This is a genomic window from Salinilacihabitans rarus, from assembly GCF_024296665.1.
Classification (GTDB): Archaea; Halobacteriota; Halobacteria; order Halobacteriales; family Natrialbaceae; genus Salinilacihabitans; species Salinilacihabitans rarus.
Genome location: NZ_CP100762.1, coordinates 1556633 through 1579964 on the forward strand (window position 1 = coordinate 1556633; position 23332 = coordinate 1579964).

27 protein-coding genes are annotated in these 23332 nt (G+C 71.3%); 15 read left to right on the forward strand and 12 right to left on the reverse strand.

Features of this window, described 5'->3' with window-relative positions; translation table 11 throughout:
* Positions 1–15: 15 nt before the first annotated feature.
* Positions 16–462 (forward strand): DUF8009 family protein, encoded by a 447-nt coding sequence (locus NKG98_RS08135; protein WP_254769155.1) that lies wholly within the window; start codon positions 16–18, stop codon positions 460–462.
* Positions 463–724: 262 nt separating this feature from the next.
* Here the strand turns inward: NKG98_RS08135 and dhaM are convergent, their stop codons facing one another.
* From dhaM to NKG98_RS08160, 5 genes are all read right to left on the reverse strand, one after another.
* A complete protein-coding gene (gene dhaM, locus NKG98_RS08140) occupies positions 725–1114 on the reverse strand; it encodes a dihydroxyacetone kinase phosphoryl donor subunit DhaM (protein ID WP_254769156.1) in 390 nt (129 codons plus the stop codon).
* Positions 1114–1857, reverse strand: a complete 744-nt coding sequence (gene dhaL, locus NKG98_RS08145; RefSeq protein WP_254769157.1) for a dihydroxyacetone kinase subunit DhaL — start codon at positions 1855–1857, stop codon at positions 1114–1116. Before dhaL ends, dhaM begins: the two co-directional genes overlap by 1 nt.
* A gap of 10 nt (positions 1858–1867) precedes the next feature.
* Positions 1868–2875: a dihydroxyacetone kinase subunit DhaK gene (dhaK, locus tag NKG98_RS08150; RefSeq protein ID WP_254769158.1), complete on the reverse strand. Its 1008-nt coding sequence runs from the start codon at positions 2873–2875 to the stop codon at positions 1868–1870.
* A gap of 189 nt (positions 2876–3064) precedes the next feature.
* Positions 3065–3346 (reverse strand): hypothetical protein, encoded by a 282-nt coding sequence (locus tag NKG98_RS08155; RefSeq protein WP_254769159.1) that lies wholly within the window; start codon positions 3344–3346, stop codon positions 3065–3067.
* 125 nt (positions 3347–3471) lie between these two features.
* Complete coding sequence (locus tag NKG98_RS08160) at positions 3472–4365, reverse strand: sulfurtransferase (protein ID WP_254769160.1); 894 nt, start codon at positions 4363–4365, stop codon at positions 3472–3474.
* Between the two features lie 99 nt (positions 4366–4464).
* Here NKG98_RS08160 and NKG98_RS08165 point away from each other — a divergent pair, with 99 nt between their 5' ends.
* Positions 4465–5004 (forward strand): YkgJ family cysteine cluster protein, encoded by a 540-nt coding sequence (locus tag NKG98_RS08165; RefSeq protein WP_254769161.1) that lies wholly within the window; start codon positions 4465–4467, stop codon positions 5002–5004.
* A 97-nt stretch (positions 5005–5101) separates the two neighbouring features.
* Here the strand turns inward: NKG98_RS08165 and NKG98_RS08170 are convergent, their stop codons facing one another.
* The gene (locus NKG98_RS08170) at positions 5102–5803 is read right to left on the reverse strand and encodes an SDR family NAD(P)-dependent oxidoreductase (RefSeq protein ID WP_254769162.1); all 702 of its coding nucleotides are present in this window, start codon (positions 5801–5803) and stop codon (positions 5102–5104) included.
* 93 nt (positions 5804–5896) lie between these two features.
* Here NKG98_RS08170 and NKG98_RS08175 point away from each other — a divergent pair, with 93 nt between their 5' ends.
* The 3 genes from NKG98_RS08175 (at position 5897) to cruF (ending at position 9223) form a co-directional block, all read left to right on the forward strand.
* A complete protein-coding gene (locus tag NKG98_RS08175) occupies positions 5897–7378 on the forward strand; it encodes a phytoene desaturase family protein (RefSeq protein ID WP_254769163.1) in 1482 nt (493 codons plus the stop codon).
* Positions 7379–7482: 104 nt separating this feature from the next.
* Positions 7483–8355 (forward strand): prenyltransferase, encoded by an 873-nt coding sequence (locus NKG98_RS08180; RefSeq protein ID WP_254769164.1) that lies wholly within the window; start codon positions 7483–7485, stop codon positions 8353–8355.
* Complete coding sequence (gene cruF, locus NKG98_RS08185; RefSeq protein WP_254769165.1) at positions 8348–9223, forward strand: bisanhydrobacterioruberin hydratase; 876 nt, start codon at positions 8348–8350, stop codon at positions 9221–9223. The genes NKG98_RS08180 and cruF overlap by 8 nt, the downstream gene beginning before the upstream one ends.
* A gap of 7 nt (positions 9224–9230) precedes the next feature.
* On the opposite strand, the gene NKG98_RS08190 is transcribed toward cruF, so the two are convergent.
* Both NKG98_RS08190 and NKG98_RS08195 read right to left on the reverse strand, forming a co-directional pair.
* Complete coding sequence (locus NKG98_RS08190) at positions 9231–10181, reverse strand: phytoene/squalene synthase family protein (RefSeq protein WP_254769166.1); 951 nt, start codon at positions 10179–10181, stop codon at positions 9231–9233.
* 64 nt (positions 10182–10245) lie between these two features.
* Positions 10246–11883, reverse strand: coding sequence for a bacterio-opsin activator domain-containing protein (locus tag NKG98_RS08195; protein ID WP_254769167.1), 1638 nt, complete (start codon positions 11881–11883; stop codon positions 10246–10248).
* A 121-nt stretch (positions 11884–12004) separates the two neighbouring features.
* Here NKG98_RS08195 and NKG98_RS08200 point away from each other — a divergent pair, with 121 nt between their 5' ends.
* On the forward strand, positions 12005–12820 hold the full coding sequence (locus NKG98_RS08200) for a hypothetical protein (RefSeq protein ID WP_254769168.1): 816 nt from the start codon (positions 12005–12007) through the stop codon (positions 12818–12820).
* A 7-nt stretch (positions 12821–12827) separates the two neighbouring features.
* Here NKG98_RS08200 and NKG98_RS08205 read toward each other — a convergent pair whose 3' ends face one another.
* On the reverse strand, positions 12828–14054 hold the full coding sequence (locus NKG98_RS08205) for an ornithine cyclodeaminase, nickel-pincer nucleotide-dependent (RefSeq protein ID WP_254769169.1): 1227 nt from the start codon (positions 14052–14054) through the stop codon (positions 12828–12830).
* A 64-nt stretch (positions 14055–14118) separates the two neighbouring features.
* Positions 14119–14637 (reverse strand): gamma carbonic anhydrase family protein, encoded by a 519-nt coding sequence (locus NKG98_RS08210; protein ID WP_254769170.1) that lies wholly within the window; start codon positions 14635–14637, stop codon positions 14119–14121.
* Positions 14638–14753: 116 nt separating this feature from the next.
* On the opposite strand from NKG98_RS08210, the gene NKG98_RS08215 reads away from it, so the two are divergent.
* The 4 genes from NKG98_RS08215 (at position 14754) to msrB (ending at position 16777) form a co-directional block, all read left to right on the forward strand.
* Positions 14754–15476, forward strand: a complete 723-nt coding sequence (locus NKG98_RS08215) for a minichromosome maintenance protein MCM (RefSeq protein ID WP_254769171.1) — start codon at positions 14754–14756, stop codon at positions 15474–15476.
* A gap of 87 nt (positions 15477–15563) precedes the next feature.
* Entirely contained in the window at positions 15564–16112 is a 549-nt protein-coding gene (locus NKG98_RS08220) for an HTH domain-containing protein (protein WP_254769172.1), read from the forward strand.
* A 43-nt stretch (positions 16113–16155) separates the two neighbouring features.
* A complete protein-coding gene (locus NKG98_RS08225; RefSeq protein WP_254769173.1) occupies positions 16156–16317 on the forward strand; it encodes a zinc ribbon-containing protein in 162 nt (53 codons plus the stop codon).
* A gap of 58 nt (positions 16318–16375) precedes the next feature.
* Entirely contained in the window at positions 16376–16777 is a 402-nt protein-coding gene (gene msrB / locus NKG98_RS08230) for a peptide-methionine (R)-S-oxide reductase MsrB (RefSeq protein ID WP_254769174.1), read from the forward strand.
* A 208-nt stretch (positions 16778–16985) separates the two neighbouring features.
* Here msrB and NKG98_RS08235 read toward each other — a convergent pair whose 3' ends face one another.
* Complete coding sequence (locus tag NKG98_RS08235; RefSeq protein ID WP_254769175.1) at positions 16986–17651, reverse strand: helix-hairpin-helix domain-containing protein; 666 nt, start codon at positions 17649–17651, stop codon at positions 16986–16988.
* Positions 17652–17799: 148 nt separating this feature from the next.
* Here NKG98_RS08235 and NKG98_RS08240 point away from each other — a divergent pair, with 148 nt between their 5' ends.
* Positions 17800–19227: an FAD-binding oxidoreductase gene (locus NKG98_RS08240; RefSeq protein WP_254769176.1), complete on the forward strand. Its 1428-nt coding sequence runs from the start codon at positions 17800–17802 to the stop codon at positions 19225–19227.
* A gap of 56 nt (positions 19228–19283) precedes the next feature.
* Positions 19284–19910 carry a metallophosphoesterase family protein gene (locus NKG98_RS08245; protein ID WP_254769177.1) on the forward strand — a complete coding sequence of 209 codons (627 nt, stop codon included), beginning with the start codon at positions 19284–19286 and terminating at the stop codon, positions 19908–19910.
* Between the two features lie 4 nt (positions 19911–19914).
* Here the strand turns inward: NKG98_RS08245 and NKG98_RS08250 are convergent, their stop codons facing one another.
* Positions 19915–20553, reverse strand: coding sequence for a phosphoribosyltransferase (locus NKG98_RS08250; protein WP_254769178.1), 639 nt, complete (start codon positions 20551–20553; stop codon positions 19915–19917).
* A 113-nt stretch (positions 20554–20666) separates the two neighbouring features.
* Here NKG98_RS08250 and NKG98_RS08255 point away from each other — a divergent pair, with 113 nt between their 5' ends.
* From NKG98_RS08255 to NKG98_RS08265, 3 genes are read left to right on the forward strand one after another with little or no spacing between them, the layout of a single operon-like run.
* Positions 20667–21449, forward strand: a complete 783-nt coding sequence (locus tag NKG98_RS08255) for an NAD(P)H-hydrate dehydratase (protein ID WP_254769179.1) — start codon at positions 20667–20669, stop codon at positions 21447–21449.
* A gap of 56 nt (positions 21450–21505) precedes the next feature.
* Complete coding sequence (locus NKG98_RS08260) at positions 21506–22186, forward strand: class I SAM-dependent methyltransferase (protein ID WP_254769180.1); 681 nt, start codon at positions 21506–21508, stop codon at positions 22184–22186.
* Between the two features lie 48 nt (positions 22187–22234).
* The gene (locus NKG98_RS08265) at positions 22235–23305 is read left to right on the forward strand and encodes a pyridoxal-phosphate-dependent aminotransferase family protein (protein ID WP_254769181.1); all 1071 of its coding nucleotides are present in this window, start codon (positions 22235–22237) and stop codon (positions 23303–23305) included.
* Positions 23306–23332 lie beyond the last annotated feature (27 nt).

Consider the following 23332-nt stretch of genomic DNA (forward strand, 5'->3'; position numbering starts at 1 on the left):
GTCCAAGGCCCGCCGATGGCAGGCGACCCGTCGGCGATCCGCTCGCTCGCGGTCTCGGCCGAGGACGTCGTCGACGCCTTCGTCTACGGGCGCGAGAACCCCGGCGAGGCGGTCCTGCGCGTCACGCCGCCGTTCCACGGCCGGATGCGCGCGCGCCTGCACGCCTACCGCGTCGACGACGCCCCCGAGACGGGGTCGATCCACCTCGATCCCGCGAGGCTGCTCGACGACGACGTCGTCGACGACTACCCGACGGTCGAGGCGGCGCGGTCGCGGGTCGGCGACGATGGCGACGATGACGCCGACCGCGCGGGCGGCGACCCCCCGCCTGAGCGGGTGCGCGAGGCCCACGCCGCGGCCCTCGAACGCTGGCGCGAGCGGGCGCTGGATTCGATCGTCGACGCGGTCGCGATCGAGACCGACGCGGGACCGCACCTCGTCGACGTCAAGCGCCTCGGGTGAACGCGGCCCCGACGCCTCGCCGCACTTTCACTTTCACCGTACACGGGTCGGTTTGACGTACCGTCGCGTCGACCGACGGGTATGCACATCGGAGCGGATCGGGCAGAAACGGAACCGCGGGCGTCCGGACGCGGAGTCGCGACGACGGATCGACGTCACCGACTTGGACGCCCGCGGCGTTCGGGAGTTCGTCCGCAACGGCGTCGAGACCGACCGCGTCTCGCTCGAACACCGCGGCGGACACCTTCCTCGTCGTCGAGGCCTAGAGCTTCGAGACGTCGCGTGCGTCCTCGGCGGCCTGCTTTACCGACTCGACGCTCGCGCTCGCCGACGTCGCCGTCACGGCCGCGTTGAGCGCCCCTTCGAGCACCGGCGCGTCCGCCATGACGACCTCGCCGTCGACCTCGGCCATCTCGATCGCCAGTTCCGCGTTCATCACCGCGCTGCCGAGGTCGACCACGACGACCACGCCGTCGCCGTCGCTCCCGGCGGCCTCGATCGCCTCGCGGATGGGGTCGGGGGTCGTCCCGACGCGGCCGTCCTCGGTGCCGCCGACGGCGTTGACGCTCCCCTCGCCGCCCATCTCGTCGGCGATTTCGGCGATCCCCTCGGCCGCCTTCCGGCTGTGGGAGACGACGACGATGCCGACCATCAGGCGCCTCCGGCGCCGTCGCCGCCCTCGGCGGCCTCGGCGGCCTCCTCGAGTTCCTCGGGTTCGACGTCGGCTTCGGCGTCGGTCTCGAGTTCGGTCTCGCCGTCGAGGTAGTTCGCCGCGACGTCGAGTAGTTCCTCCATGATGTACAGCGTGCTCGTCGCGCCGGGGTCCTGGTGGCCGACCGACCGCCAGCCGAGGTAGGAGGCTCGCCCCTTCTTCGCGCGGATCGGCGTCGTGAACGCGACGCCGCGCTCGGCGGCGTCGACGGCCTTCGCGAGCGCCTCGAGCGGTTCGAGGTCGTCGGTCTCGATCGACTTCTTGTAGGTGTGGACGGCCGGGGTGAGCGCGTCGAGCATCGTCTTGTCGCCGACCGAGGCCTTCCCGCGGTTCTCGACGGTCTCGATGTACGTCTCCGCGAACGCGACCGTCGCCTCGGGGGTGATCCCGTCGTCGAGTTCCTGGCTCGCCTTCATGATCGACCCGCCGTACAGCGGGCCGGAGGCCCCGCCGACCTCCGAGACGAGCGTCACGCCGACGGTCTTGACGAGGTCGGCGGGGTCGTCGTCGGCGTCCGCGACGCGCTCGGCGGCGGCGCCGAAGCCCCGGTCCATGTTCGCGCCGTGGTCGGCGTCGCCGATCGCCGAGTCGAGTTCGGTCAGGTACTCCTTCTCCTCGTCGAGTCGCGCCGCGACGGCCTCGACCGCTTCGACGACCGCCTCGCGCTGGGTGTCGAGATCCATCGCCCCGTGATCACTCCTCGTCCGCGACGGTCAGCGCGGGCGTGTCGACCGAGTACGCGAGCAGTTCCTTCAGTTCGTCGTCGACTTCGAGCACCGTGATCGAACAGCCCATCATGTCCAGCGAGGTCATGTAGTCGCCGACCCAGACGTCCCAGGTGTCGAGGCCGTGCTCGTCGAGTAGCTGCTGGACGCGGCGGTTGACGACGTACAACTCCATCAGCGGCGTCCCGCCCATCCCGTTGACCATCGTGACGACCTCCGCGCCCTCGTCGAGGTCGAGGTCGTCGAGGACGGCCTCGGTGAGGTGCTCGGCGACCTCGTCGGCGCTCATCACCTCGGTGCGCTCGGTGCCCGGTTCGCCGTGGATGCCGATGCCGAGTTCGATCTCGTCGTCGCCGAGTTCGAACGTCGGTTCGCCCTTCTCGGGGGTCACACAGGAGGTCAGCGCCATTCCCATCGTGCCCACGTTCTCGTTTGCCTTCTCGGCGACGCGCTTTACCTCCGACAGGTCGCCGCCCTGGTGGGCCATCGCGCCGGCGATCTTGTGGACGAAGATGGTGCCGGCGACGCCGCGACGACCGGAGGTGTACAGCGAGTCCTCGACCGCGACGTCGTCGTTGGTGACGACGTAGTCGACCTCGGTGTCGGCCTCCATCTCGGCCATCTCCATGGCCGTCTCGAAGTTCATCACGTCCCCCTCGTAGTTCTTGACGACGCAGAAGACCCCCTCGCCGCCGTCGCAGGCCTGGATCATCTCGCTCAACTGGTCGGCCGTCGGCGAGGTGAACACCTGGCCGGCCGCCGCCCCGTCGAGCATTCCGTCGCCGATGTAGCCCGCGTGGGTCGGTTCGTGGCCGCTGCCGCCGCCGGAGACGATGCCGACCTTGCCGTCGACCGGCGCGTCGGCGCGTACGACCACTTCCGTCCCGTCCAGGCGCCGCAGTTCCGGGTGTGCCGCGACCATACCGTCGAGCATTTCGTCTACGACCGCCTCGGGTTCGTTGATCAGTTTCTTCATTGCACTTCCCACCTGTTACGTGTCCCCATGAGACGATAAGTGTGCCTGCGACTGCAACCGCGTCCGGGCGCCCCCCGGTGGGCCGCGGGTCCGGTTCGCCGGCCGTCCCCGGCGTCTCGGCAATAGCATTCTCACGAGTCGCGGACTATCTCGCCCGGCTACCGGTCGGTCGACCTGACCGTTCGGATGTCAGGACCGCCACCGGCGCACGCGCTCGGTGTCGGCGACCTGGACGCGGTCGGGGTCTGCCTTCCGGAGCCACCGGACGAACTTCGCCATCTCCTCGTGCTCGCGGAGTCGCTCGACGGTGTGGTAGTACTGCTTGAGGTCGTGGTGGGTGAAGACGGCGTGGACCTGATCGTGACACGGCTGACAGAGGTCCACGGTCGGACTCCCCGTCCGGTTCTTGGGGATCAGGTGGTGGCGCGTCGTGGCCGCGACCGCCCGTTCGCAGAGTTCGCACTCGGGCATTCGACGCCTCGACTAGGGGCGGCGGTCGCTTGAGGGTGTCGCGACGGCGGCTCGCTCACCTCGCCTCGCTCGCGGGTCGCTTCCGTTCCCCGCTCGCGTTTCCGAGGGCGTCGCCTTCGCTCCGCTCAGTCGCCGCCCTCGCCTCGCTCTATCGGCGCCCGGATCAAGTTCCCCCACTCGGTCCACGATCCGTCGTAGTTGTGGACGTCCTCGTAGCCCAGCAGTTCGTGCAGCGCGAACCACGCGATGGCCGACCGCTCGCCCACCCGGCAGTAGGTGACGACCGACTCGTCGCCGTCGATGCCCTCCTCGGCGTACATCCGTTCGAGTTCGTCGGGTTCCTTGAACCGGCCGTCGTCGCGCAGGTTGGTCTTCACCGGGACGTTCGACGCGCCGGGGATGTGGCCGCCGCGCTGGGCGGTCTCCTGTAGGCCCTCCGGGGCGAGAATCTCGCCGGTGAACTCCTCGGGCGAGCGCACGTCGACCATCGGGACGCCGGCCTCGCGGGCCTTGTCCACGTCGTCTTTGTACGCGCGGATGCTCTCGAACGGCCCTCTGGCCTCGTACTCGACGGCGTCGAACTCCGGTACCGCCTCGGTCAGCGGGTAGTCGTTGTTCACCCAGTAATCCTTCCCGCCGTCCAAGACGCGGGCGTCGTCGTGGCCGTAGTACGTGAACTCCCAGTAGGCGAACAGCGCGAACCAGTTGGGAATCCAGCCGTTCCCGTAGAAGACGACCGTCGAGTCCGCACTGATCCCGTGGTTCCCGACGACCTCCTCGAAGTCCGCCTTCTTCAGGACGTCCCGCTGTTGCTGGTCCGAGAGGTCCTCGTCCCACTGGAGGCCGATCGCGCCCGGAACGTGGCCGTCGTCGTACCGCGACGGGAAGTCGCCCTCCTCGGGGGACTCGGGGCTGTTCACCTCCACGATACGGTAGTCGGGGTCGTCCGCCTGAAACTCGTCCAGGTGGTCTTCGACCCAGTCCGCCGAAACCAGGACGTCGTTGTCGGAGTCAGCCATGCGAGGCGACCTCCAACGAGCAGCGACAAAAGCCTAACAGCGCGGGTCCGACGCGTCCCGGTGGAAAGGCACAAGCGTCCACGGGCCCTCGACGCGAGCGTGAGCGCCGACGTCCCGGACGGCGACGAGGAGTCGAGCGACCCCCGCCGCGTCGAGGTTCGCCCCGGTCGCGAGGTCGTCGTCGAGTTCGACCCCGACCTCACCTTCGAGTGCGTCGACGACTGCACGTGGTGCTGTCACCACGGCGTCCTCCTGTACGACCGCGACCTGCTCGAACTCGCCGAGCGGGCGAACCTCGTCGAGACGACGACCGACTTCCGCGGCGAGAAGTTCGTCGCCCGCGAAAAGAAGGATCGCGAGGAACACGTCGCCGACGACGGCCACGCCTGCGCGTTCCTGCGCGAGGACGGCCTCTGTTCGTTGCACCTCGACCACGACTGGAAGCCGACGCGGTGTTCGGTGTTCCCGCTCGGCGTCTGGCTGGAGGACGGGGACCTCCACGTCGACGTCCGCGACTCCGCCCACGAGCACTGCGAGGGGCTGAACGTGAGCGAGCGGCGCGTGATCGACGACCTGGCGGCGTTCCTGCCCGACCTGCTGTGGGACCTCGAGAACCCCGACAGCGACCGGGAACTCTGACGGCCGCGGCCGCGCCTACTCATCGCCGTCGCCACCCCATCGGCGTACTGCACGGGGCAGCGCGCCGGCGACCTACGGACTTCTCCACGGCGACCCGTCACCGGGTCGCCTGCCGCCACTCCCGCAACCCGATCACGTCTCCGTCGAGGGACTTCGGGTCGGCCGTCGCCGCCCAGACGAACATCGGCGCCACGTCGGCGGGGTCGCGCCCCTGCCCGCCGGTCAGTTCCGTCGCCACGATTCCGGGATCGAGACAGCGGACGACGTGGTCCGTGTCGGCGGCGAACCCCCGGACGACGGCCTCGGCGCCCGCCTTCGAGATGGCGTAGGAGCCGTAGCCCGGCTTCCCCTCGCGGGCGACCGTCCCCGAGGGGACGAGCACGCGCGCCCCGTCGGTCAGGTGCGGCAGCGCCTCGCGGACCGTCGCGAACACCCCGCGGGCGTTCGTCCGCCAGTGGTCGTCGAAGGCGGCGTACGACTCCCCGTCCGTCGGCGTGTGACCGCTCTCGCCGTGGTAGACGCCCGCGGCCGCGACGACGACGTCGATCCCGGCCGCGTCGCCGGCCCGCGAGGCGGTCTCCATCAGCCGCTCGACGTCGAACTCGTCGCGCACGTCCGCGCGCAGGCCCGCGGCGTCCGCGTTCCCGTTCGCGTCTCGAAGCGCCTCGACGGTCTCCTCGACCTCGGCCCCGTCGCGGGCGGCGACCACCACGGTCGCGCCCTCGGCGGCGAAGGCCTCGGCGACCGCCCGTCCGATCCCGCGCGTCCCGCCGGTCACGACGACTGTCGTCTCGTCCATACCCGTCGTACGGGCGCGGCGTACAGGAATCCACCGGCGGCCTTACCTCGTAAGGACACACGTTTATCACCCGACCGAAACGTATGGTGGGGCATGGAATCGCTTGACGGTGCGTCGGTCGTCGTGATCGGCGCCGGCATCGGCGGCCTCTCGACGGCCTGCTACCTCGCCGACGCCGGCGCCGACGTGCGCGTCATCGAGAAGAACGAACAGCTCGGCGGCCGGGCCAGCCGCCTGGAGCGCGACGGCTTCCGGTTCGACATGGGCCCGTCGTGGTACCTGATGCCGGACGTCTTCGAGCGTTTCTTCGGTCACTTCGACCGCACGCCGTCGGACTACTACGAACTCGCCCGCCTCGATCCCCACTACCGGATCTTCTTCAAAGACGGCGACCGGGTCGACGTGACCGCCGACCTCGAACGGACCAAGCGGATCTTCGAGACGTACGAGGACGGCGCCGGCGAGGCCCTCGAACGCTACCTCGAGAAGTCCCGCGAGAACTACGAGGTCGGGATGAAACACTTCGTCTACGAGGACCGCTCGCGGCTGCGGGACTTCCTCGACCTCGACGTGGCCCGGCAGGCCCGGGGGCTCTCGCTTCTGGGCTCGATGCAGGGTCACGTCGAGGACTACTTCGACCACCCGAAGCTCCAGCAGATCATGCAGTACACGCTGGTATTTCTGGGCGGCTCGCCGCGGAACACGCCGGCGCTGTACAACCTGATGAGCCACGTCGACTTCAACCTCGGCGTCTGGTACCCCGAGGGCGGACTCGGCGCGGTGATCGACGGCATCGCGGAGATGGGGTCGGAACTCGGCGTCGAGTACGAGACGAACCGGCCGGCGACGGCGATCAAGGGCCGCGAGGGCGCGTTCCTCGTCGAGACGCCCGACGGCGACCTCCGGGCGGACCTCGTGGTGAGCAACGCCGACTACGCCCACACCGAGCAGGACCTGCTGACCCCCGAACGCCGCGGCTACGACGCCGACTACTGGGAGTCCCGGACGTACGCTCCCTCGGCGTTCCTGCTCTACCTCGGCGTCGAGGGCGACGTCCCCGAACTCGCCCACCACACGCTCGTGCTGCCGACCGGCTGGGACCGCCACTTCGAGCAGATATTCGACGAGCCGGCCTGGCCCGACGACCCCGCCTACTACCTGTGTGTCCCCTCGGAGACCGACGACGACGTCGCCCCCGAGGGCCACAGCAACCTGTTCGTGCTCGTCCCCATCGCGCCGGGGCTGGAGGACACCCCCGAGCGCCGCGAGGAGTATCGAGACCGGATCCTCGACGACATCGCCAGACACACCGGCGAGGACCTGCGCGACCGGATCGTCCTCGAGGAGACGTTCTGCGTCGCGGACTTCGCCGACCGCTACAACAGCTTCCGGGGGACCGCCCTCGGGATGGCCCACACCCTCCGCCAGACGGCGCTGTTTCGCCCGCCTCACCGCTCGAAGGAGGTCGACGGCCTCTACTTCGCCGGCTCGTACACCACGCCCGGTATCGGCGTCCCGATGTGTCTCATCAGCGGTCAACTGACCGCTGAGAAGGTGTTCGAGGATCACGGGTGATCGCGTGCGGGTGCGAACGCGAACGCGAGTACGAGAGCGAGCGCAGGCGCGAGACGTTAACGGGCTGCGCGTCGTACCGCGGGTGAACGCGTGCTGACGGACGCATGAACGGGGAACGGATCCACACGAGCGACCGTTCGGTCGCCGACGACCTCGCGTACCTGCTGACGCTCTCGCGGCCGCGGTTCTGGCTCTACCTCGCCGGGCCGGCGCTCGTCGGCGTCGCCTACGCCGCCGACTCGACGGCCGACCTCGTCGCTCCCGCCGCGGTCGCGCTGTTCGCGTACTTCCTCGTCCCGGCGAACGTCTTCCTCTACGGGATCAACGACGTCTACGACCGCGATATCGACGCCGCGAACCCGAAGAAGGAGGGCCGCGAGGCGCGCTACGAGGGCCAGCGGTTCGTCCCCGCCGCGGTCGCCCTCTGTGCCGCCGTACCGCTCGCGTTGCTGCCGGTCGTCCCCGCGCCCGCGTGGCCGTGGCTCGCGGCCTTCCTCGTCCTCGGGGCGGCCTACAGCGCGCCGCCGGCCCGGTTCAAGACGACGCCGCTTCTCGACTCGGTCTCGAACGGCCTCTACGTGACGCCGGGGGCCGCCGCCTACGCGGCCGTCGCCGGGAGCCAGCCCCCCGCACTCGCCGTCCTCGGCGGCTGGCTCTGGGCGATGGGGATGCACACCTTCTCCGCGGTCCCCGACATCGAACCCGACCGCGCCGCGGGAATCCGGACCACCGCGACGGTCCTCGGGAAGCGGCGCACCTACGCCTACTGTGGCGCCTGCTGGCTCGCCGCCGCCGGCGCGTTCGCCGCCCTCGACTACCGGCTGGGGGCGCTCTTGCTCGTCTACCCCGCGCTCGTCGCCGGCGTCGCGACCGCGAGCGTCGCGGTCGACCGCGCCTACTGGTGGTTCCCCGCGATCAACACGGCCGTCGGCACCCTGCTGACGATGGGCGGCCTCTGGAGGCTGGTCTATGGATAGCACGACCGCGACGACCCGGGCGGGCGACTCGCGTCGCGAGGCGCTACAGCGGCGTCTCGACGCGCTGATCCGCGAGAATCGGTTCACCATCGCGGTCGTCTTCCCGCTCGTCGGCGCGGTGACGCTCGTCGCGAGCGCCGAGGGGTTGTTGCCGCCGGCGCTGTCGTTCGACCCGCTGCTGATCCTGTTCGGGACGCTCGTGATGCGCTCGCCGCTCGTCGTCGGTCTCCTGCCGCGGATCGGCCGGCGGGCGCTCGCCTGTCTCGGCCTGCTGGTCGCCTACGCCTACGCGGTCGAGTTCGTCGGCGTGCGAACGGGCTGGCCGTACGGCCACTTCGAGTACGGCGTCGACCTCGGGCCGATGGTCGCGGGCGAGGTACCCCTCGGGCTGCCGGTCTTTTTCGTCCCGCTGGTACTGAACGCCTACCTGCTCACGCTGCTGACGCTGCGCGGGCGGGCGGCGTCGACGCCCCTCCGGCTGGGGGTCGCGCTCGCGGCCGTCCTCGCGGTCGACCTCGTGCTCGACCCCGGCGCGGTCGCGCTCGGCTTCTGGGCGTACGAGCCGCCGGGGCCGTACTACGGCGTCCCGGCGTCGAACTACGCCGGCTGGCTCCTCTCGGGGGCGGTCGCGGTCGTCCTCGTCGACCTCGCGTTCGATCGCGCGGCGCTGCTCGACCGCGTCCGCGACTGCGAGTTCGTCCTCGACGACCTCGTGAGCTTCGTCCTGCTGTGGGGCGGTGTCAACGCGCTGTACGGCAACCCGATCCCCGTCGCCCTCGCCGTCGGCTTCGGGGCCGCGCTGGCGCGGACCGACCGCTACGACGTGCAGTTCCTCCGGACGGGGCTGCCCGCGGCGCTCGACCGGTGAGCGCCCGTCAGCGCGTCGGCACGCCCTCGCCGTGGCCTGCCCCCCTCGGGCCGGCTTCGAGCGTGGGGACGGCGGAGACGCGCCGGAAGACCGCCTCGGGGTCGCGGTTCCAGCGCCAGTGCCAGCGCGTCTTGAGCAGACACCAGAGCTTGCGCGTCGACGAGAGCTGGGGGGTCTCCGAGAGGACGTCGTACCCTCGCGCGCGGATGAGCCGGTGGTGTTCGGCGTACAGCACGGCCGCCAGCAGGACGGGGAGCTGGCAGTCCTCCGGCAGGTAGCGGATGCCGGCGACGCCCTCGCGGTAGAGCGCCTCGGTTCGCTGGAGTTCCTCGGCCATCGCCGCCGCGAACGACTCGGACATCTTCAGGTTCTCGACCTGCTCGTCGGGGACGCCGTGGGCGCGCAGCGTCTCCCGGGGGAGGTAGATGCGGTCGCGCTCGCGGACGTCCTCGCGGACGTCCCGCAGGAAGTTCGTCATCTGGAACGCCTCGCCGAGCGCGACGGCGTGTGGGAGGGCGGTCTCGGGGTCCTCGGGCTCCATGATCGCGGTCATCATCACGCCGACGGCCGCCGCCGACCCGCGCATGTACGCCTCGAGTTCCTCGTAGCTGTCGTACCGGCTCGTGTGGATGTCCGTCTTCATCGCGTCGACGAACTCGTGGACCTCCTCGTCGGCGATGTCGTAGCGCTCGCGGAGGGTCGCGAACGCGTCGAGGACCGGGTCGTCCGGGTCGGCCTCGCCGAGCGCCTGCGCGCGCAGCGCTTCGAGGCGCGCAGCCTGCTCGTCGGGGGGGACGCCGGCGGCGTCGTCGACGACTTCGTCGGCGATCCGGAAGAACGCGTAGAGGACGTGCGTCGCGTTCCGGACGCGCTTCGGTAGAAAGCGCGTCGCGAGGTAGAACGTCTTCCCCGTTCGTCGCTGAATCTCCTTGCCTGCTTGGATATGTTCCTGGTGCATTCTCACTCTCGTCGGCTCGCTGACAGCGACTCGATTATCCGTTCGACTGACGAATATAAAAGGGCTATCCCTCACCAGGCTGGCTTCGCTCGAAGAGTTCGTCCAGCAGTTTTCGCTGGGCGGCCCGCAGGTGCTGGTGGAACGTCGACCGCGAGATGCCCATCGACTCGGCGAGTTCCTCGCCGGAGACGCCGCGGGGCCAGTCGAAGTAGTCGGTGTAGTAGGCCTTCTCGAGGGCCATCCGCTGGCGGTCGGTCAGCGTCGATTCGAGGCGGGCGGCGACGTCGCTCGGGGTCCGCGGCGGCCGCTCGCGCTCGTGGTAGCTGAGCAGTTCGACGACATCGTACCGCCGTTCGAGCAGGTCGTACAGCGAGCGGGCGGCCTGCCCGTTCGAGAGGTCGACGTCGAGGGTGGTGACGCCGTCGGCGACGTCGAAGCGCCTGATGACCGCCCCGTGTTCGACCAGCGCGTCGAGCAGGGGGTCCTCGACGGCGAGTTCCAGCGTCACCTCGCCGTCACGCTCCGAGAGCACCGACGCCGCCTCGACGCCGTCGACGGCCGCGGCGGCCTCGCGGGCCGCCGTCTCGTCCCCGCGGTCGACGCGGACGAACAGCAGCGGCGGGCCGCCGTCGCCGTGGGTGAGACCGCCGTAGGAGACCGGCGTCCCGAGCGCCGCCGACAGCGTCGAGAGGACGACCGAGGGGTCTTCGATGGCCACTTCGACCTCGACGACGGTGTCGGCGGTCAGCAGGCGGCGAGCGTCGATGGCGTTGATCGCGGTCGCGATGGTCCCCGCGAGCGACTCGAGGACGGCCAACTCGCGCGTCTCGAAGGCGTCGGGTTCGTCGGCGAAGACGACCAGCACGCCGTAGGTGACGTCGCCGTAGGCGACCGGGAGCGCCGCAATCGACCGAAACGCGTCGCCGGCGCCCGACGGCCACCACCGGTCGGCCTCCGGGAACGTCGTCACCTCCTGAACGACCGCGGTCTCCCCGGTGTCGAGGGCCCGGACCGCCGGGTGACTCCCGTCGGCTTCGAGGACGAGCGTCCCGTCTTCGAGCGGGACGTCGCCGTCGGCCGCCCACTCGCGGGGGGCCAGCCGGCGGCCCGCGACGTCGACCCGGCCCATCCACGCGAGGACGTACGGGTCCGACGCGACGAGGCGCTCGCAGACGCCCCGTTCGAGTTCCGTCCGCGACCGCGCGTCGACGGCGACGTCGGTCACTTCGCGGACGACGCCGTCGATCCGTTCGAGGACGTGTTCGAGGGTGCGTCGCTCCCGGCGGAGGCGGTCGGCGGTCTCCTCGACGTCGAGTTCGGCGAGTTTGCGGCCGGTGATGTCGAGGTGGGTGACCGAGACGTACGGCTCGTCGTCGACGGGGAACCGCTTCGCGCGCATCAGGAACCATCGCTTCTCCGTCGGCGAGTGACACGGGTACTCCATCGAGAACTCCTCGCGGTCGCCGTCGAGTACCGATTCGAGCCCGTCGACGGCCCGGCGGGCGTGCTCGTCGTCGGACGCCGCCGCGGCCGCGACGTAGTTCATCCCCACGTCGTCCTCCTCGGCCGTGCGTCCCTCGCTCGTCCCGAACTCCCGCCATGCCCGGTTGGTGAGCCGAATGTCGCCGTCTTCGTCGAGGACGGCGACGGTGAGTGGCAGGGTGTCGAGCGTCGCCGCGGCGAGGGAGTCCCGTCGAACCATCTCATCGTTCGATTAGTGGGCCGACGTATTAACGGCCGTGGGGGTGTCACCCGAGGGGTCGCGACGGCCGCGCCGACGAGATAGATACTTGTCACCGCGCGAGAAACCGAACGGACGAGCCGTGTCACGAGCCCCACTCCTCGTCGCCCTGCTCGTCGTCCTCGCCGGCTGTGGCGCCCTCCCGGGAGGCGACGCGCAGGCGGACCGCGAACCGTACGGCGTCGACGAACCCGTCGATCCCCCGTCCGGCCCGCCGGGGTTCTCCGCGGACGGGCTCGAAGACCCGGCGGCGCTGTGGGCCGCCCACGAGGAGACGCTCGCGGACCGGTCGTACGCGGTCCGCGGCGAACGGGAACTGACCTACGAGAACGGCACGGTCTACCGCGCGGTCGAGTACGCCACGCTACTGGACCGCGGCGACGACCGGGGGTACACCCGCGAGGCGTGGCGGGGTACGGACGTCGACGACGGCGACGCCGTCGAGACCGAACGCTGGACCGACGACCGCGGCGTCGTCGTCCGCGAGCGCTTCGCGAACGGCTCGGTCGAGTACCGCGAGGGGACGGGGTTCGCGCTGGCCAGCAACGAGCGTCGCCTCCGGGCCATCCTCTCCGTCGTCGAGGACCCCGACGTGATGGTCGCCGAGGACGGCACGTACGTCATCGAGGCGTCGGAGGCGTCGGCGGCCAGTATCGTCGCGGACGAACCGTTCCACGCCGAGATTCGCGTCCACGAGGCCGGCGTCGTCGAGTACGCCGAACTCGAAGGGACGGTCGACTACGACGGCGAGCGCCTGCGGATCTCCGAACGGGTGGGGATCGACGCCGTCGACGGGACGACCGTCGTGGCTCCCGACTGGGTCGACGAGGCGCGGGCGGCGCCGGCCGAGGGGAGCGCGGACGAAGACGAGGGCGAGGGCGAACCGCGGGGCGACTGACCGCCGGTCAGTCCAGCAACTCGTCGGCGAGCAGCGGCAGGAAGGCGCCGATGTCGGTGACCATCCCGATGGCGTGGGCGCTGCCGCGGTCGAGCAACTGGGTGACGGTGGCCGGGTTGATGTCGACGCAGACTGTCTTCGTGGTCGAGGGGAGGCAGTTGCCGACCGCGACCGAGTGCAACAGCGTCGAGAGCATCAACACGAGGTCGGCCTCGTGGGCCTGCTCGCGGATGGCGTCCTGGGCTTCGATCGCGTCGGTGATCGTGTCGGGCAGGGGGCCGTCGTCGCGGATCGACCCCGCCAGCACGTAGTCGACGTCGTTCTCGACGCACTCGTACATGACGCCGCTCTCGACGCGACCGTCCGCGACGGCCGCCTCGATGCCGCCGGCGCGAACGATCTCGCTGATCGTGTAGATGTGGTGTTTGTGGCCCTTCCGGGGGTGTTCGAGCGTCTCGGTGTCCACCCCAAGCGAGGTGCCGTAGAGGTCACGCTCTACGTCGTGGACGGCGAAGCCGTTGCCGGCGGAGAGCGCGTCGACGTAGCCCGCGCGCACGAGGTCTGCGAGCGCCTCCCGGCCGCCGGAGTGGACGATCGCCGGCCCGCAGACGGCGAGTACGTTCCCGCCGCGCTCGCGGACCTCGCGCATCTCGTCGGCGATTTCGGCGATCAGCGACGCCGACGGCCGCTCGCTCGAAACGCCCCCCTGCATGAAGCCGAAGGCGCCGCCTTTCCCCCGGGGGCGCTCCGGGGGCTGGACCCGGATGCCGGTGTCGCCGACCACGACGAGGTCGCCCTCCTCGACGGCGTTGAGCACCCGCGTCCGCACTCGCGTCTCGCCGCCGTCCTCCTCGACGACGAGCGCGCAGTCCATCTCGACGTCCTCGACGGGGAGCCACTCGCCGTCGACGCGCACGTCGGTCGGGTGGTTGGTCGTCGAGTAGAAGTCGACGGGGACGACCCGGTCGTCGGGCGCCGGTTCGAGCGTCGCGTCCTCGGGGCCGGCGACGGTCGCGCCGTTCTGGTTCAGTTCGTGGAGGATCTCGCGGAGGGTGTCCTCGTCGTCCGCGGAGACCGTCATCCGGCAGTACGACTCCTCGTGGGTGTGGCGGCCGACCTCGAACGCCTCGACGTCGAACTCGCCGCCGAGGTCCATGACGGCGCCGAAACACCGCGCCATCGTCCCCGAATCGATGATGTGCCCCTCGAGTTCGACCGTGCGTCGTGCAGTCATCGAGGGACGTTGGCGGCGGGCTACCGTCAATCTGTGCGTCGGCGCAGCCGTCGCCGGAGTTCCGTCACTCGAAGAGGTCGCCGTGGCGGGCCGCGAGGTTCGTGTACTCGCCGGAGGAGTACTCCTCGAAGGTTTCCTCGGGGTCGACGGTCGTCTCCGAGAGGGGGACGACGGACGCGGGAACGCCTCTGGCGAACGACTCCGGCGGAATCTCGAAGCCGTCGGGGACGACGGTCCCCGAGGCGACGATGCACCGCTCGCCGACGCTGACCCCGGAGTTGAGCGTGGCGTTGAAGCCGATCAGGGCGCCGTCGTCGACGACCGCGTCGTTGAGGACGGCGCCGTGGCCGCACATGACGCGCTCGCCGACGCTGGACGCGTGCAGCGTCGCGTTGTCGCCGACGTGAGCGCCGCGGCCGATCCGGACGGGCGCGACGTCCCCGCGGAGGACGACCCCCGGCCAGACGCTGGCGTCGGCCTCGACGGTCACGTCGCCGACGAGCGTCGCCTCGCGGCTGACGCGGGCGTCCTCGTCGATCGACGGGCGCGAACCTTCGAACTCGTAGCGTCTTCGGTCGGTCACGCGCGTCCCGACCACGACCAGCGCCAAAGGTTTTGCTCGCTCGTCGACGACGTTCACAGCCGCTTACGCGCGGGAACGTCGCGACTAACGAAGGGTCTCGGGAGCCGACTGGGGATATGATCCGCGACCGCGAACTGGTCGAGAAGTGGCACACGCAGGTTCTCGAACCCGCGCGCGCGGAGGTCGAGCAGTTCCTCGCGCGGTTTCCCGACCGGCGGACCCTGTCGATCCCCTTCGAGCGCTGTGGCACGGACTACCGGTTCACGCGGCCGCTGTTGCGCGAACCCGACCGGACCCTCGGGGCCGGCCGGCGCGCGCTCGGCGAGTTCGTCGACGCGGAGTACGACGCCGACGTCGAGGACGACGACCGGATCTACCTGCGGATCTCGGACCTGCCCGAGAGCGCCCGCTGCGCGCTCGGCGAGGTCGGCGCCGACCACCTCAACCGGCTGCTCGTCGTCGAGGGGACGGTCGCGGCGACGGCCGAGAGCGCCCCGCGGCTCGTCACCGCGGCGTTCCAGTGCGAACGCTGCGGCGAGGTCGAGACGGTCGTCCAGCGCACCCGCCGGCTCCGCCGGCCGGGGGGCTGTTCGTCCTGCTCGCGGGGACGGCTCGCGCTGTCCCCGCGGCGATCCGAGTACGTCGACGCCCGCGAGGTCCGCCTGCGCGACGGCGAGCGAACGCTCCCGGTCCACCTCGAACACGACCTCGTCGACGCGGTCGGCGTCGGGGACGAGGTCGACCTCGTCGCGATTCCCCGGGCGCGGGCCGACGACGAGACGACGGCCGTCGACCTCGAACTCGAAGGGATCAGCGTCGCGCGCGCGACGTCCGCGTGAGCCGTGAGCCCGCGAACGACGCTCACAGGGGCTGACAGGCCGCGCAAGGCTTTTGTAGCCGTTCGTGGACTCCCCCCGTGATCACTCGTGTACGAACGAACTCCCTCCCCGAAGACGGTCGAACTCTGGCTGCGGTCGTTCGCGCCCGCCGCGGCGGGCCCGAACCACGAGCGAGCGCTCGCGCACCTCGAGCGACTGGAGTCCCGTCCGGAGGTCACGCGGGTCGACGTCGGGGTCTGGGGGGCGGAGGTCGAGTGGACGCCGCGGACCGAGCGCATCTCCCAGTTGCGGACCATCCGGTCGCGTCTGGAGGCGTTCGACGCGTGGGCCGACCGGACCGACAGGAGCCTCGAACCGTTCTTCCGGGAGCGCCACGTCGAGTCGACGATCACGGGCGAGTCCTACGACGTCCGCCGGCTACCGACGCTGGCGGTCGCCGAGTACCGCGGCGGGGAACTGGTCCACGTCGCCCCCTCGCGCGACGGGGAGGCGGTGGTCGACGCGCTCGACCGCCTCGACGCGCTCGCGCGGGGCGAGGCCGACGACCCCGTCCTCGCGTACGGCCACGAACCCGGCGGCCGGGACGACTCCGATCCGGACGCCGGCGAGCGACTCGAACCCGCCTCGCCGCGCTAGAGCCGTGAAAACGCATATGATGATTCGTGACTAATACGAACCCATGAGCGGAGAATCCGCAACCGTCGGACGGTCACGGTGTCTGAACTGCGGCTTCGAAGCGCCGAGTGGCGACGACGCGTGGCTCCGCCTCGACGTGCCGGGGCTCGGCCGGATGACCCAGTGCCCGGAGTGTAACAGCACGAACATCATCACGGGCCGTTAATGTGGCCGACGGCGGGGTCGCAGACAGACACTTACGCGTCCCCGCCGTACGCCGGTCCATGAGTCAGGAACCCGAAAATCTCCCCGACAGCGACAGCGAGTGGCGCGACCGACTCTCCGAGGAGGAGTACCGAATCCTCCGCGAGGCGGGAACCGAACCGCCGTTCAGCGGCGAGTACGTCGAGCACGACGAGGACGGCGTCTACCGGTGTGTCGGCTGTGGGACGGTCCTGTTCGACTCGGAGACGAAGTACGAGTCCCACTGTGGCTGGCCGAGTTTCTACGACGTCGACGACGACCGGATCGAGACCCGCCTCGACACGAGCCACGGGATGCGCCGGACCGAGGTGCTGTGTGCCAACTGCGGCGGCCACCTCGGCCACGTCTTCGAGGACGGCCCCCAGCCGACCGGCGAGCGCTACTGTATCAACTCCGTCGCGCTGGAGTTCGACGACGAGTAACCCGCCGCGAGTGCAGGCCCCACCCTTCGTCGCCGAAAGCGGCGCAGGCCGGTCCATGGCAGGGGAGTCGCCGTCGGCCGGAAACCGCGTGCGGGATGGCCGTTCGAATCGTCCGGAGCGATCGGGCCGTCCGATCGGCGGCCCGCGAACCGCTCGTCGACGCCCTCGCGCTCGGCGTTCGCGTCTCCGTCGTCACCGCCGAGTCCGATCAGTCCGCGTCGATGGGCCGGTCCCGCAGCGCCGTCTGGATCGCCCGGGCCCGCGTCTCGCCGATGCCCTCCACGGCCGTGAGTTCCGCGCGGTTCGCGGCGACGAGTTCGGCCACGGTGGGGAACGCCTCGTAGAGCGCGTCGGCGAGTTCCGGGCCGATCCCCTCGATGCAGGCGTACATCCGCTTGGCCGTCGGCTCGTACCGCGCCGGCACCGAACTCACCGGGGGCGGCCGCGTCGAGGGGTCCTCGGCGTGCTTTCGGCCGAGACGGATCGCGTAGTCGACGAGTCGCCGCCGGTCGGTACAGGGGACGACCGGCGTCCCCTGTCGGGCGGTGATCGACGCCATCGAGCCGTAGATGGCCGCGGGCGAGATGCCCGTCCGCATCGACTCGACCGACCGGAAGTCCGCTTCGAGCAGGACGTAGGCGTGGTCGTAGCCGGCGGCCATCCGCTCGGCCTGCTCCCGGAGGTCCGGCCCGGAGCGTCCCATCACCCCGTTGACGTAGTCGCGCAGGGTCTTGCGCTCGAAGCCCACCGAGTCGATGGCGAGGTCGCCCGCCGACAGGCGCTCGACGCCCACCTCGATCACGTCCGGGTGAGAGCGGACGGCCTCGCGGACGGCGGCGGGTTCGCGGTCGTCGACGGTGACGGCGACGCGCATGCCCGCGGTAGGGGTTCGAGCGAGGAACGCGTGTCGCTTTCGACCGCCGCGGTCCCGTGGAACCGTCGGTCGACCGTCCGGTCTGCCCTCACGACCGTCAGCGATTTCACGAATGCCGATTATGCGACTCCGCGTCATACGGTAGCGTATGACAGAGAGTGCCGACCATCCGGGAGCGGCGGCGCGTTCGAGGCTACCCGCGGCCGCGGTCGACGGGCTTTGCGACCGACTCCGCGGCGAGGTGATCCTGCCCGTCGACGCCGCGTACGACGAGCGCAGACGAGTCTGGAACGGGACGATCGACCGCTACCCGGCGCTGATCGCCGCGTGTCGGGGGACCGCCGACGTCGTCGACGCGGTGGCGTTCGCCCGCGAGCACGACCTGCCGCTGTCGGTCCGGGGCGGCGGGCACAACGTCTCGGGGAGCGCGGTTTTCGACGGCGGACTGGTCGTCGACCTCTCGGCGATGCGCGGCGTCCGCGTCGATCCCCGGGCGCGGACGGCCCGCGTCGAGGGCGGCGCGGAACTGGGCGACGTCGACCGGGAGACCCAACTGTTCGGCCTCGCGACCCCGCTCGGGGTCGTCTCGGAGACCGGCGTCGCGGGGCTGACGCTCAACGGCGGCGTCGGCCACCTCCGTCGAGCGCACGGGCTGGCGTGTGACGCCCTCCGATCGGTCGACGTCGTCACCGCCGACGGCGCGGTCGTCACCGCGAGCGCCGAGGAGCACGCGGATCTCTTCTGGGCGGTCCGCGGAGGCGGCGGTAACTTCGGCGCCGTCACCTCCTTCGAGTACGACCTCCACCCGGTCGGCCCGGAGGTGTACGGGCTGTTCGCGTGGTTCCCCGGGGCGGTCGCGACGGACGCCCTCCGGCGGTTCCGCGAGTACGCGGCGACCGCCTCGACCGAGGCGAGCGTCCTCGCGTTCACGGCGACGGTGCCCGACCTCGAGGAGTTCCCGGCCGACGCGCGCGGCGAGTCGGCGATCGTCTTCCTCGGTTGCCACCTCGGCGACCCGGAGACCGCCGAGGCGGAGTTCGAGCCCTTCCGGACGGTCGCGGCGCCGATCGCCGACGCCAGCGGGCCGACGCCGTACGTCGACCTCCAGTCGCTGCTCGACGAGGACTACCCCGACGGACTGCGCTACTACTGGAAGTCCGTCTACGTGGACGACCTCACCGACGACCTGATCGAGGCGGTCGTCCGCCTCGGGGCGGAGTCGCCCTCGGACCTCTCGACGGTCGACATCTGGCACCTCGGGGGCGCCGTCGCCGACGTCCCCGCGGACGCGACCGCGTTCGCCCACCGCGACCGGCCGTACATGCTCACGCTCGAGGCGAACTGGGAGGCACCCGCGGACGACGACGCGAACGTCGCCTGGGCCCGCGAGGGCGTCGCCGAGGTGCGCGACCTGCCGGGCGTCTCCGGCGGCTACGGCAACTTCCCGGGGTTCGACGAGGACCCCGCGAAGGCGATCTTCGGCGAGAACTACGAGCGCCTGCGCGCGGTGAAACGCGAGTACGACCCGACGAACCTGTTCCGGCCCAACGGGAACGTCCCGCCCGCGGCGGAGTGAGGCGCTCGGTCGCGGCCCCCGGCGATATACGTCGCTCGCGACCGTAGCGGGACGCGATGCTCGTCCTCGGCGACGCCCACGCGAGCGACCCCGACGGCCGAGCGGCGCTGCTCGACGCCTACCGCGAAACCGACCCCGACGCGGCGTTGCAGGTCGGCGACCTCCAGCACTACGACCTGCCGGCGCCGACGTGGTTCGTCGCCGGGAACAACGAGGACCTCGACGTGATCGAGGCGATGCGCCGCGGGGAGCGCCCGCCGGGCGTCGAGAACGCCCACCTGCTCGCGAGCACCGCGGCCGAGGTCGCGGGCCTGCGCGTCGCCGGCCTGTCGGGCAACTACGCGCCGACGAAGTACGAGACGCCCCGCGCGGACCTCGCGGGCGGCCGCCGCCGGCACTTCGTCCGCGAGGACGTCGAGCGCGCGGCCGCCCTCGACGACGTCGACGTCCTCCTGACCCACGAGGCGCCGACGGGCCTGCTGTGGTACGGCTACGACCCCGGTTGCGAGCACGTAAACGGCCTCCTCGCCGCCCTCGACCCCGACCTCTGTCTGGTGGGCCACCACCACCGCCACCGCGAGGGCGAGGTCGGGGGCGTCCGGGTCGTCAGCCTCGCGCCGGTCCGCGAGCGCTCCTACGAACTCGACCCGGCGACGCTGACGCTGGCGGCGCGCGGGCGGTGACCGGTCAGGAGGTCGACCGGTCGCGGTCGAGGTACGCCATCGCCTCCTCGTCGCTGACCTGTCCGAACGTCCGGTAGTACTGACCGACCGCCCGGAAGTCCGCGGGTTCGAGCAGCGCGACCACCTCGTCGGCCTCGGACTCGAGGTCGGCGAGCGAGTCCGGCGAGCCGACGGGGACCGCGAGGGTCACCCGCTCGGCGTCCGCGTCGCGGACCTGCCGCAGACAGGCGATGGCGGTCGCGCCCGTGGCGACGCCGTCGTCGACGACGACGACGCGCTTCCCGGAGAACTCCGGCAGTCCCTCGGTCTCTCGGTATCGGTCGGCCTTCCGGCGGGCGTTCCCGGCCTCCTCGGCCCGCACTTCTTCGAGGTACTCCTCGGTGACGCCCAGCCGTCGGACGAGGGCGTCGTTGTACCAGACGGCGCCGTCGCTCGCGACCGCGCCCAGCGCGAGTTCGGGGTTGCCGGGCGCGCCCAGTTTCCGCGCGACGACCACGTCGAGGTCGGCGTCGAGCGCGTCCGCGACCGGCCGGGCGACGGGCAGTGCCCCCCGCGGGATGCCGAGGACGACGTCGGCGTCGAGGCCGCGTCGGTCGAGTTCCGCGGCGAGCCGTTCGCCGGCGTCGGTTCGGTCGTCGAACATGGGAATCCCTCGGTCGTGGCTACGGCGAGGAGACGTTTGGTCGTTACCCCGCGGGGCCGACGGCCGGCAGTGGCGGGCCGAAGGGCTACCCGTGGCCGTCGCGACCCGCACTCATGGAACGACTCCAGCGGACGCTCTCGGGCACCGAGGAGACGACGGGCGCGGACAACGGCGGCGTCGGCGTCGTCGGCGGGAGCGTCGACTACCCGAACCAGCCGGCGCTCGTCTGCCGGGCCGCGCTGCGGACCGGGTCGGACGACGCGCGGGCGCTCGTCTCCGAGACGATCCACCCGATCGTCGCGGGCCACGAGCCGAACGCGCTGGTCAGCGGCTACGCCGGCGAGCGGTTCACCGCCGCGAACGTCGACCGCGCCCGCGAGGTGGCCGCGGCGGTCGACGCGCTCGTGATCGGCCCCGGCCTCGCCGACGCCGACCCCGCCGCGGTCCGCGAGGTCGTCGCCGCCGTCGACGTGCCGACGGTCGTCGACGCGCTCGCGATCGACCCCGTCCTCGACGGCGAGGTCGACCTCTCCTCGGCCGTGCTCACCCCGAGCGGCGCCGAGGACGACCCGATCGTCGACGCCTACGGCTCGCTCGAAGCGTTCTCGACGGAGACGGGCGCGGCCGTCGCGCTCACGGGCGACGTCGACGTGATCGTCGCCGGCGGCGAGCGGGTGCGCAACGAGACCGGCACGTCGGCGCTCAGCGTCGCGGGCACCGGCGACACGCTGACGGGTATCGTCGCCTCGCTGCTCGGTCAGGGGATGGATCGACTGGAGGCGGCGGAACTCGGCGCGTGGATCCTCGGGAAGGCGGGCGAACTGGCGACGGCCGACCGCGGCCCGGGCGTCGTCGCGACCGACGTCGTCGACCGGCTTCCGGACGCGATCCGCTGACGGGGTGGAGAGACGGGGAAACCGTTACCCGCGCGTCCGTCGTGGGTGCAAACGACATGGCTCCCTCGGACGACTCGGCCGCGGCGGCCGCCGATCCGGTCTCCCACCCGGCGTTCGCCGCGCTCTACGACCGCTGTATGCCCGACCGGTTCCTGGTCGCGCCCCACCGGGAGTACCTCGCGGCCGACCTCTCCGGGCGCGTCCTCGACCTCGGGGCGGGCGACGGCGCGACGTTCCCCTACGTCGCCGAGGCCAGCGACGCGGCCACGATCGAGTACCACGCCGTCGAACCCGACCCGAACATGCGCCGGCGCGCCGCGGAGACGGCCCGGGAGACGGACCTCGACGTCCACCTGCGCGACGCCCGCGGGGAGTCGCTGCCGTACGCCGACGACGCCTTCGACGCCGTGCTCTCGGGGCTGGTCTTCTGTACGATCGCCGACCCCGACGCGGCCCTCGACGAGGTCGCCCGCGTGCTGCAACCCGACGGCGAGTTTCGCTTCCTCGAACACGTCCGCGCCGACGGCTGGCGCGCGTCCGGTCAGGAACTGCTGAACCCGGTCTGGAAGCGCGCCGCGGGTGGCTGTAACCTGACCCGCGAGACGGTCGCGCGCTTCGTCGGCCACGACGCGTTCGCCGTCGAGGAGGTCGAGCGCGTGGCCCTCGGGATCTTCCCCGCGTCGCCGATGCACCGAGGTCGCCTCCGGCGGACCCGCGACGCCGTCGGATCGCGGTGAGCCGTCGGCCCGGAGGTGTTTTACCCCTCCGCGGCCGTCCCTTCGAGCATGACCGAGGACCGCCTGCGGATGACCCCCGGACCGACCGAGGTGCCGGCGCCGGTGCGCGAACGGACGGCCGACCCCGCGCCGAACCCGGACGTCGAACCGGAGTTCGTCGAGTTCTACCGCGACCTGACGGCCAAACTCGAAGCGATCTACGGCGACGACGACGTCGCCGTCCTCGGCGGCGAGGGCATCCTCGGCCTCGAAGCGGCCGTCGCCTCGCTCGTCGACGAGGGCGACCGCGTGCTCTGTCTCGCCAACGGCCTCTACGGCGAGGGGTTCGCCGACTTCGTCGAACTCTACGGCGGCGAGGCGGTCGTCTGTGACGCCGACTGGACCGGCCCGCTCGACCGCGAGGCGGTCGCGGCCGAACTCGACGACGGCGAGTTCGACGTCGCCACGATGGTCCACTGTGAGACCCCCACCGGGACGCTGAACGACCTCGACCCGATCCTCGACCTGCTCGACGAGCACGACGTACTCGCCGTCGTCGACGCCGTCTCCTCGCTCGGCGGGACGCCCGTCCCGACGGAGAAGATGGACGTCTGCCTCGGCGCCAGCCAGAAGTGCTTCAGCGCGCCGCCGGGGCTGACCGTCCTCTCGGTGAGCGACCGGGCGTGGGAGCGAGTCGAGTCGTTCGAGACCCGGTCGTTCTACGCGGACCTCGAACCGTGGCGGGCCGCCGCCGACGAGGGCTGGTTCCCGTACACCCACCTCGCGTCGAACCTGCAGGGGCTGGACGCGGCGGTCGACCTGCTGCTGGAGGAGGGCCTCGATTCGGTCTTCGCGCGCCACGAGGCCGCGGCCGAGCGGTGTCGCGAGCGCGCCCGCGACCTCGGCCTGTCGCTGTACCCCGAGCGCGAGGAACTGGCCTCGCCGACCGTGACGGCGCTGCACGTCGAGGGCCGGGCGGTCGAGTTACAGGAGCGGGTCCGCGACGAGCACGGAATCGTCCTCGCGACGGGGCTTGGCGACCTCACGGACGACGTCCTCCGGGTCGGTCACATGGGACACAACGCCCGGATCGAGCGGGTCGAGCGGACGATGGACGCGCTCGAAGCCGTTCTCGGATAACGCCGGGGCTGGTTGGCCACGTCGACG